Annotated in this window: 9 protein-coding genes and 1 pseudogene; 7 read left to right on the forward strand and 3 right to left on the reverse strand. The window is 66.3% G+C overall.

Annotated features, from left to right (window positions below):
• Positions 1 to 409 precede the first annotated feature (409 nt).
• The 5 genes and pseudogenes from JO059_RS00910 to JO059_RS00930 all read left to right on the forward strand — a co-directional run bounded on the left by JO059_RS00910 (position 410) and on the right by JO059_RS00930 (position 4961).
• A complete protein-coding gene (locus tag JO059_RS00910; RefSeq protein WP_293313994.1) occupies positions 410 to 1399 on the forward strand; it encodes a 1-phosphofructokinase family hexose kinase in 990 nt (329 codons plus the stop codon).
• 111 nt (positions 1400 to 1510) lie between these two features.
• Positions 1511 to 1850, forward strand: a pseudogene (locus tag JO059_RS22860) (universal stress protein); the annotation flags it as partial.
• A gap of 45 nt (positions 1851 to 1895) precedes the next feature.
• Positions 1896 to 2351, forward strand: coding sequence for a universal stress protein (locus JO059_RS00920; RefSeq protein ID WP_366516137.1), 456 nt, complete (start codon positions 1896 to 1898; stop codon positions 2349 to 2351).
• 84 nt (positions 2352 to 2435) lie between these two features.
• On the forward strand, positions 2436 to 3107 hold the full coding sequence (locus JO059_RS00925) for a response regulator transcription factor (protein ID WP_293313999.1): 672 nt from the start codon (positions 2436 to 2438) through the stop codon (positions 3105 to 3107).
• A 204-nt stretch (positions 3108 to 3311) separates the two neighbouring features.
• The gene (locus tag JO059_RS00930; protein ID WP_293314001.1) at positions 3312 to 4961 is read left to right on the forward strand and encodes a GAF domain-containing protein; all 1650 of its coding nucleotides are present in this window, start codon (positions 3312 to 3314) and stop codon (positions 4959 to 4961) included.
• A gap of 151 nt (positions 4962 to 5112) precedes the next feature.
• Here the strand turns inward: JO059_RS00930 and JO059_RS00935 are convergent, their stop codons facing one another.
• A complete protein-coding gene (locus tag JO059_RS00935) occupies positions 5113 to 5376 on the reverse strand; it encodes a hypothetical protein (RefSeq protein WP_293314003.1) in 264 nt (87 codons plus the stop codon).
• Between the two features lie 152 nt (positions 5377 to 5528).
• Between JO059_RS00935 and JO059_RS00940 the strand changes: the two genes are divergently transcribed.
• Both JO059_RS00940 and JO059_RS00945 read left to right on the forward strand, forming a co-directional pair.
• Positions 5529 to 6263 (forward strand): universal stress protein, encoded by a 735-nt coding sequence (locus JO059_RS00940; protein WP_293314004.1) that lies wholly within the window; start codon positions 5529 to 5531, stop codon positions 6261 to 6263.
• On the forward strand, positions 6260 to 6628 hold the full coding sequence (locus JO059_RS00945) for an STAS/SEC14 domain-containing protein (RefSeq protein ID WP_293314006.1): 369 nt from the start codon (positions 6260 to 6262) through the stop codon (positions 6626 to 6628). The genes JO059_RS00940 and JO059_RS00945 overlap by 4 nt, the downstream gene beginning before the upstream one ends.
• Here the strand turns inward: JO059_RS00945 and JO059_RS00950 are convergent.
• Both JO059_RS00950 and JO059_RS00955 read right to left on the reverse strand, forming a co-directional pair.
• Entirely contained in the window at positions 6625 to 7440 is an 816-nt protein-coding gene (locus tag JO059_RS00950) for a universal stress protein (RefSeq protein WP_293314008.1), read from the reverse strand. The genes JO059_RS00945 and JO059_RS00950 overlap by 4 nt on opposite strands.
• Positions 7441 to 7571: 131 nt before the next feature.
• The coding region (locus JO059_RS00955) for a glycosyl hydrolase family 65 protein (RefSeq protein WP_293314010.1) at positions 7572 to 9181 on the reverse strand (1610 nt) is incomplete at its 5' end.

Here is a 9181-nt window from a genome sequence, read left to right on the forward strand (position 1 = left end):
AGCTGGAATCGGGTCGGGAGGTCATTCGGGATCTCACCACCGATCCGGCGGCGGAACCCCAAATTCTGATCCGGGTCGGCGTCGAACCGGAGGGGGAGTTGGCTCCCAAGCCAACCCCGCGGCGACCCCTGGAGGATGTGCTGGAGATACGCCGCTGACGCCGTGGCGCGCGTGGAAGGAGCAAGCCGGCGGACTCGGGCGACGAACGGCCCGCGAGCCGGGGACTTCTGTCCCTACCACCGCTCATGGACCGACTGCTGCGATGGACAGGATCCATAGCGCAGATCCTGCGTCGAGGAGGGATCCATGAGGGCCCTTTCCGCGCGGCGTCACCTGATATCCCTCCGGCCTATAACCGTCGCGAAGTTCGACCGAGAGCGAAGTTCGACCAAGAGCGGAGTCAACCAACATGCAGACGCCAGCGCGGCCGCCGGTGCGCCGACCGCAAATCGTCACGCTGACGATGAATCCGGCGCTGGACATCACCACAAGCGTCGACGTCGTGCGGCCAACCGAAAAGCTGCGCTGCGCGGCCACCCGCTACGACGCGGGCGGCGGCGGCATCAACGTCGCCCACATCGCATGCGAGCTCGGCGGATCGGTGTTGGCGGTTTTCCCGGCCGGCGGGTCGACCGGTGGTCTGCTGGCGAAGCTGCTCAGTGATGACGGTGTGCCGTTTTGGCAGGTCCCGATCGCGGCGTCGACGCGAGAGAGCTTCACCGTCAACGAGGTCAGCAGCGGCCAGCAATACCGGTTCGTCCTTCCGGGGCCCCGGCTCAGCCTGCGCGAACAGGCCCGCTGCCTGGAGCACCTGCGGATCGCGGCAAAATCGGCGGAATTCGTGGTGGCCAGCGGGAGCCTGCCGCCGGGCGTGCAAACCGACTTCTACCAACGGGTTTCGGACATCTGCCGGCACCTGGGCGCGCGCCTTGTCGTGGACACCTCCGGCGGCGGCTTGCAGCACATCTCCTCGGGCGCGTTTCTGCTCAAGGCGAGTGTGCGAGAACTGCGGGAATGTGTTGGCCGGCCCTTGGCGACCGAAGCCGAACAGTTCGCCGCCGCACACGAACTCGTCGACAACGGTCGCGCGGAGGTGGTGTTGGTTTCCTTGGGATCGCACGGTGCGCTGCTCGCGACCCGGCATGTGAGCCAACGGTTTTCGGCGATCCCGATGCCGGGTGGGAGCGGCGTCGGGGCGGGGGACGCGATGGTCGCCGCGATCACGGTCGGACTCTGCCGTGGCTGGCCGCTGGTCAAATCCGTGCGGTTGGGCATCGCGGCGGGTGCGGCGATGCTGATGACGCCCGGAACGGCGGCCTGCGCCCGGGCCGATGTGGACAAGTTGTTCGCGCGGTCCGCCGAACCCTGCGACGTAGGGGACGAACGGCTTCCCAGATAAAGGCCTAACGACCCCTCCGTAACCAAACGAGGCGCAATAGCCTGACATTGAGCGATTCACACCAGTCAGGAGCCGACATGAGCCAGCTGGACGCGAAGTCGGTGCCCGTCGATGAATGATTCACCCGCACCCCAGCCGATCGTCGTCGGGATCGACGGCTCCAAGGCCGCCCTGCAGGCGGCGCTTTGGGCGGTCGACGAGGCGCTGAGTCGTGACGCCCCCCTGCGCCTGCTGTGCGCGCTCGAGGGAGCACCCGGCACAGCAGGCGAAGGCGACCGGGGAAACGGCGATCCGCCACGCGACCGCGGCAATCGCGGCCGTGGGTAAACCGGCGAAGATCGAGACGGCAGTCACCGCGGAGCCGGCGATCGGCGCGTTGATCCGCGCGTCGGCGTCGGCGGCCATGGTATGCGTGGGCGCGGTCGGGTTGCGCCACTTTCAACCCGGCCGAGTCGGTTCCACCGCCGCGGCCGTCGCCGCCTCCGCGCGGTGTCCCGTGGCGATCATTCGTGCCCGCCGTGACGCCGACGGGCGCACGGAGGATGCCGAAGACATCGTCGTCGACGTAGACGGGTCTCCCGACAACGGCGTATTGCTGGGCGCCGCCGTCGAGGAGGCGAGGGTGCGCAAGGCTGCGCTCCGGGCGATCATCTTCCGGCGGCCCGGGCCAGGAGGCGAGGCGACGGATACCGACGGCACTGGCCGCGCGCTCGCCGACCTGGATCGCCGGCTGGCCCGATGGAAGCGACGCCATCCGGATCTGCGGGTGGAGTCGGTCGCGGTCACCGGCGGCCTCCTGGAGTACCTGGCTTGCCACCGCGACTCGGTGCGGTTGCTGGTGCTCGGCGCCCACAACCACAAGCACGTGAGCGAGCTCGTCGGACCGGCCGGGAGCGCGATCCTGCGGGACACCGATTGTTCGCTACTGGTCGTCGATCAGCGCCATTTGTGAGTTCGGTGATTGTGAAAATATGGGATATTGAGCCCGTCCGTATGTGATTTTAGGTTGGTGCGCCGAGCAGGAGGGGGCTCGTAAATGGTCAAGGTTTTCCTCGTCGACGACCACGAAGTCGTCCGACGGGGTCTGGCCGATCTGCTCGCAACGGACCCCGAGCTGGAAATCGTCGGCGAAGCGGGTTCCGTATCGGAGGCCAAGGCGCGGATACCGGCATTGAAGCCCGACGTCGCCGTGCTTGACGTCCGACTCCCCGACGGGAACGGCATAGAGCTGTGTCGCGATCTGGTATCCGATCATCCGGACCTGCGGTGCCTGATGCTGACGTCATTCACCTCGGACGAGGCGATGCTCGAGGCGATCTTGGCGGGTGCCAGCGGCTACGTGGTCAAGGACATCAAGGGCATGGAGCTGGCGCACGCGATCAAAGACGTCGGCGCCGGAAAGTCCCTGCTAGACAACCGGGCGGCGGCCGCGCTGATGGCAAAGCTCCGCGGCGCGGCGGAACGTGACGACCCGCTGTCCGGGCTGACCGAACAGGAGCGAACGCTGCTGCAGCTGCTCAGTGAGGGGCTGACCAACAGGCAGATCGCGGCCCGGATGTTCCTGGCCGAGAAAACCGTGAAGAACTATGTATCGCGGCTGCTGGCCAAGTTGGGCATGGAGCGGCGGACCCAGGCGGCGGTTTTCGCCTCCAAGCTGGATCAGCGGCCCGGCCAGCCGGGCGTGGGGTCGGAGGCACGGCCGGACTGACCGGGATCGGACGACATCGAAGTTGGGCGCCCGAGCAGTCGGGACTAAGCTGAAACCGGCATTTGTTCGCGAGGTGTACTTGACTTCTCGTGGAACCCGCGTTAAGGGATGGCTGACGGCGTCGGGGAGGTAACTGGTCCGATGGCCGGCGACGAGCGCAGCTCAGCATTTGCTGGTCTGGGTCAGCGCGGCTTGGTTAGCAGGATGCATGAGCAACTCGATGAGTTGCTGGCGGCGCGCGACCAGATGGAGCAGTTGCTGCATGTCTTCATCGAGATCGGCAGCGGTCTCGATCTCGGCGCGACCCTGCATCGGATCATCGCCGCCGCCAGGAAACTGACGTCGGCCCCTTACGGGGCCCTGGCCGTGCGCGACCCCGACGGGAACCTGGTCTCGTTCGTCCACGAGGGGATGGACGCCGAGACGGTGGAGCGCATCGGGCATCTGCCGGTTGGCAAGGGACTTCTGAGCCTGTCACTCCTGGACAAGCCGGCCGTGCGGCTCGATGATCTGACCGCTCATCCGGCCGCCGTCGGGTTCCCCGCGCACCACCCGCCCATGCGGGGATTTCTTGCGGTGCCGATCACCGTCCGCGGGATCGCCTTTGGCAACCTCTACCTCACGCACGTCGAGCACGGGCGGGTGTTCTCCGAATCCGACGAGATCGCGGCCCGCGCATTGGCTTTCGCCGCCGCGGTCGCTATCGACAACGCGCGGCTGTTCGAACGCGAGCGGACATCGGCGAAGTGGATGGCGGCCAGCCGCGAAATCACCACCGCCCTGCTTTCCAGCGCCGAGCCGCACCGGCAACCGCTGCAGTTGATCGCCGAACGCGCGTGCGTTCTGACCGATGCCGAACAGGCGATCGTGCTGCTTCCCGCCGATGCCGACCTGCCCGACGACGAGACCGACACGCTGGTGGTGTCCGCCGCGGTGGGCCTTCATGCCGACGAGGTGATGGGGCGGCGGGTTCCGGTCGAGGGTTCCACGAGCGGGGATGTCTTCCGTTCCGGCGAACCGGTGATCACCGAGGCATTGAAGTACCCGATCGAGGCGTTCACCGACATCGGGCAGCGTCCGGCGATCGTGATGCCGCTCAACGCCGAAGACCACGTCGTGGGCGTGATCGCGATCGCCCGCGGCGCCGACCAGCCGCCCTTCGACGAAAGCTATCTCGATCTGGTGAGCGACTTCGCGACGCATGCCGCGATAGCGCTCGTACTGGCTTCTGCCCGTGAGGACACGCGCCAGTTGACCCTTCTGGCAGAGCGCGAGCGCATCGCGCACGATTTGCACGACCACGTGATCCAGCGCCTGTTCGCGGCGGGCATGGATTTGCAGGGCACCCTGGCCAGGGCGCGTTCGCCGGAGGTCGCCGACCGGCTCAACCGCACGCTGGACGATCTGCAAACCATCATCGAAGAGATCCGCACGACCATTTTCCAGCTCAAGTCCCCGTTGGGCAGAATCGCCGATTTTCGGCAGCGGATTCAACGGGTGGTCGCCGACCTGACCCAAGACCGCGACATCGTGACCACAACGCGCATGCAGGGCCCGATGACCGCCGTCGGCGGTGAACTCGCCGAGCATGCCGAAGCCGTCGCCGCCGAGGCCGTCAGCAACGCCCTGCGCCACTCCGGCGCGTCGCGGCTGACCGTCGAGGTCAGCGTCGGCGACATGTTCGTCCTCGACATCGTCGACAACGGCAGCGGCATACCGGCGGACAACCTGCGCAACAGCGGCCTGGCCAACATGAAATACCGCGCCGAACAGCTCGGCGGCGCGTGCGAGATCACCAATCCACCCGAGGGCGGCACCCGGGTGCACTGGGTCGCCCCGCTCACCGATTACTGACGAAAACGGCGCCGGCGCGGGACCAATGGCCGATCGCTGAGGTCTTACGGCCCCTGCCGGACCGCGCCGGTCCGGGATAACGTCGTGCATCATGAGCGATCCAGCGGGGGAATCGGCTGCGGCTCGACTGCTCGACGGGCGGGTCGTGTCGTTACGCCGTCTCGGCGCCGAAGACGCCGATGCCGTCATGCAACTCCATCAACACCTCAGTGATCACGATCGCTACTACCGGTTCTTTACGCTGCAGCCGATCCAGCTCGACGAGGTGGTGGCAGAGCTGATCGTGCCGGCGCATGGGCGATTCGCACTCGGTGCGTTCGACGCAGGGAGACTCGTCGGGGTGGCGAACTACACCGTCGTCTGCGAGCAGCCGAAAGCCGCCGAGTTCGCGATCGTGGTCGCACACCAGGATCATTCACTCGGCATCTCATGCTCATGGTCGTGTTCGATCTCGGTTGGCGTTGTGAGCCTTCGGATTACGGCGAGGTGCGCCATGTGGAGATCGAGCTGCCGGACTTCGCCGACGAGACGCCACTGTCCGCTGAGGTTTCCTAGCAAGGGAGCGAAATGCCACAAACCGCAAGTCATTCCGGAGTTTTGATTTGCGTCGACGGTTCGGCGGCATCCGACGCTGCCGTCGCCTGGGGGGCCCGCGAGGCCGTGATGCGCCGTCTGCCCATCACGCTGATGCACGCCGTACCGCCGGTGATCGTCGGGTGGCCGGCTGGCCAATTGTATGTGGCGATGCCCAAGTGGCAGAAGGACAACGGACAGCACGTCACCGATCAGGCCCGTAAGGTGCTGCGCGCTAGCGTGGGTGAGTCCGAGCCGCCCGAAATACGCACCGAGATGGTCTATCCCGACTCCAACGCACCTGTGCTGCTGGGTATTGACGGGTCACCCGCGTCGGAGGCGGCGACCGCGCTGGCCTTCGACGAAGCCTCGCGTCGCGGAGTCGGACTGCTGGCGCTGCACGTGTGGAGCGACGTGGGCGTTTTCCCGGTTTTCGGGATGGACTGGCGGGACCGCGAGCGCGAAGGGCAAGAGATCCTGGCCGAACGCCTGGCCGGCTGGCAGGAACGGTATCCCGATGTGCCCGTCGAACGACTGCTCTTCTGCGACAAGCCCTCTCAGTGGCTGCTCAAGGAGTCCGAACGCGCCCAACTGGTGGTGGTCGGGAGTCACGGCCGCGGGGGCTTTCCGGGCATGCTCATGGGTTCGGTCAGCTCGGCGGTGGCGCACGCGGCGCAGGTTCCGGTGATTGTCGTACGCAACGGATACGGTGAAGGAGGAAACCGATGATCGAACTAATACCGGACATGCCGGAGGGTGTCACCGGGATTCGCGTGTCGGGCCGGCTGCGAGGCGACGAACTGCGGGACTTGAAACCTACGATGAAGCAGCTGCTGGAAACCGGCGAGATCAGGATCGTGGAGGTCATCGCGCCCGATTACGAGGGCTTCGGCCCCGGCGGGTTCGTCGAGGACATAAAGCTGGGCTTCGGCACTGTGCTGCCGCATCATTCGGCCTTCAAGCGAATCGCCGTGGTGTCCGACAAGGAGTGGGTCGGCCATGTCCTGCACGCGCTGGCGTGGATGATTCCGGGCGAGTTCGCCATCTTCGGGCTCGACGAGCTCGAGCGCGCCAAGGAATGGGCCGCGAGTTAGTTTCGGACCACGAGCACCGAACACACGGCGCGGCCGGGCAAGTGCGGTGTGATCGGACCGATCATCCCGGCGACCTGGTCGGCGTGATCACTGCCCACGACCGCGAGTCGAACGGATTCTTGTGTGTGGGCGAGGAATTCGGCGGCACCACGGCGGGCGGCGGCCGGCTGCACGTGAACCTCGGGATACTGCGATACCCAACGGCCAAGTCGATGGTTCAGTTGCTCGTAGGGAATCTCTCCCAGCCCCCACCGCCACACTCCCATCGCCAAGATGGGAGCCTGACGAAGTCGCGCCTCCCGGAAGCCCTGTTCGAGAACGGCGTCGTTGCCGGGTGAATCGTCGACGACGACGGCGACATATCCCGACTCCCGCTCGGTAGCCTCATGATCGCAACGTATGACCGCGACCGGGCAACGCGCGTTCCGGGCAACGGTGTCGGCGGTCGAGCCGAGTACCTTGCTGGCGAAGCGCCCGATGCCGACGGAACCTACGCAGATCATCGCCGCCTGTCGCGACTCGTCGATCAGCGCGCGCTCGGGCGATCCGTGCACGATGTCGCATTCGACTTTGACCGGCTCACCGGTGGCCTGGAGGGCGCCGTCGGCAGCGCGCAGCGAAGCCTGGCCGTATTCGAGGTCCAGGCTTTCGTCAGCCGCGGCGTCGTTTCCGTGCGACGTGGGGACGGCGTAGACGAGCCGCAGCGGGACGTTTCGGCCGACGGCCTCGGCGACCGCCCACTTGGCCGCGTTGATCGCCGCGTCCGAGCCGTCTATGCCCACCACGATCCGCTGTGACTGCGGATTGTTCATCGCGTCCTCCCGATTTCATCCCGCCGGTGCCGCCCGGAGCCCGATCAACGGCGACGCTATTGCTTGTGCGGCGGCTGACAGCAGGGTCGTTCGGCCCTGGTTCTGCGGCGATGGTCACCGAAGGAGGCGTTTCAGGCGACCTCGACGGTGTGCCCCGGCGACAGCTGCTGGACGCGACCGCGGCACTCGACGAGTATCGGTCCGGTGTTGCCGGCCTCGGAGGTCAGGGCGCCGGCTCGTCCGCTGACCCGAAGGTGAAGACGCTGGCCGCGGTACACGAACGGGAACTCGATGGAGCCCAGGGCTTTTGGCCAGTGCGGGCCGAGGATCAGCCGGTTGTCGCGAGCTTCCAGCCCGGTGAAACACCTTTGCACTAGATCGATGCTGCCGGCCATCGCGGCCAGGTGAATCCCTTCGGCAGTCGTGCCGCCCTGGATGTCGGCGACATCCGAAGCGAGCACCTGCACGAAGTACTTCATGGCGTGATGCCGGTTGGCGCGGGCAACCACCCACGAATGGACGAGCGCGCTGAGCGTCGATCCGTCCGACGTACGCGCCAGGTAGTAATCGATCGTCGTGGGAATCTGCTGTCCGGCGAAACGATAACCGAGCCGGCCGAACAAGCCCAGGAGCTCTTCGGACGAGAGCAGGTAAAACAGCATCAGCACATCGGCCTGCTTGGACGCCTTGTAGTTGTTCACGCTGTCGTCTTCGGCCTCCAGGATGCGATCGAGCCGCTGGATGTTGCCGTAGCGCTGCCGGTAATGCTCCCAATCCAGTTCGGCCAGTTCGGAATACCCTTCGAACTGGCTGATCACGTCGTCATGGAACGGGACGAACATGCGCCGCGTCACATGATCCCACCGGTCGAGCTCCTCTGCTCTCAGATCGACTTTGCCGACCAGATCGAGCCGGTGGCGCAGGGGCAGCAGATCCAGCGTGTCCATCGCCCGCAGAATCACCCACACCGCCATGACGTTGGTGTATGCGTTGTTGTCGATTCCGTCGTATTCCTTGCCCGGATAACCGGAATGGAACTCGTCGGGGCCGATGATCCCCCGGATCGTGTAGCGGTCGCGGCTGTCGTCGAAACTGGCCAGGCCCACCCAGAACCGCGCGATCTCGACCAGCATCTCGGCTCCGTAGTCGATCAGGAACTGACGGTCACCCGTGACCTGATAGTGCTGCCACGCGTTGTACGCGATGGCGAGCCCGACGTGGTGTGCGCGTGCACTGGCATCCGGGTTCCATCTGCCGGACGCCGGATTCAGGTGCAGCTGCTGGCTCACCTCGCGCCCGTCGCTGCCCGACTGCCAGGGATACATGGCGCCGAGATACCCCGCCCGACGCGCGGCACGGCGCGCCTCGGGAAGCCGTCGATAACGGTAAAGCAGCAGTGAACGAGAGACGTTCGGCAGCCGGAAGTTGAGCACAGGCGACACGAACAACGAGTCCCAGAACACGTGGCCCCGGTAGGCCTCACCGTGCAGCCCTCGCGCGGGTACTCCGGCGTCGAGTTCGGCGGTGTGCGGCGAAATGGTCTGCAGCAGGTGGACGAGGTGTAACCGCAGCACGCGCAACGCGCGCAGGGCATCGTCGCTGTCCGCCAGGCCGATGTCGCATTGTTCCCACAGCCGGGCCCATGCCCGAGCGTGCTGCCGATGCAGATCGGCATAGCGGCCGGCCGCGCCGAGGTATCGCTCGGCGGTGGTCGCCGGCTCCGATACGGCGGGGTCGCGAC

Source organism: Mycobacterium sp. (genome assembly GCF_019247615.1).
GTDB lineage: Bacteria > Actinomycetota > Actinomycetes > Mycobacteriales > Mycobacteriaceae > Mycobacterium.

Excerpts from the sequence above, each read along its gene's own strand:
- JO059_RS00910 (WP_293313994.1), top strand. The coding sequence starts at position 410 with ATGCAGACGCCAGCGCGGCCGCCGGTGCGCCGACCGCAAATCGTCACG.
- JO059_RS00925 (WP_293313999.1), top strand. The coding sequence starts at position 2,436 with ATGGTCAAGGTTTTCCTCGTCGACGACCACGAAGTCGTCCGACGGGGT.
- JO059_RS00930 (WP_293314001.1), top strand. The coding sequence starts at position 3,312 with ATGCATGAGCAACTCGATGAGTTGCTGGCGGCGCGCGACCAGATGGAG.
- JO059_RS00935 (WP_293314003.1), bottom strand. The coding sequence starts at position 5,376 with ATGATCCTGGTGTGCGACCACGATCGCGAACTCGGCGGCTTTCGGCTG.
- JO059_RS00940 (WP_293314004.1), top strand. The coding sequence starts at position 5,529 with ATGCCACAAACCGCAAGTCATTCCGGAGTTTTGATTTGCGTCGACGGT.
- JO059_RS00945 (WP_293314006.1), top strand. The coding sequence starts at position 6,260 with ATGATCGAACTAATACCGGACATGCCGGAGGGTGTCACCGGGATTCGC.
- JO059_RS00950 (WP_293314008.1), bottom strand. The coding sequence starts at position 7,440 with ATGAACAATCCGCAGTCACAGCGGATCGTGGTGGGCATAGACGGCTCG.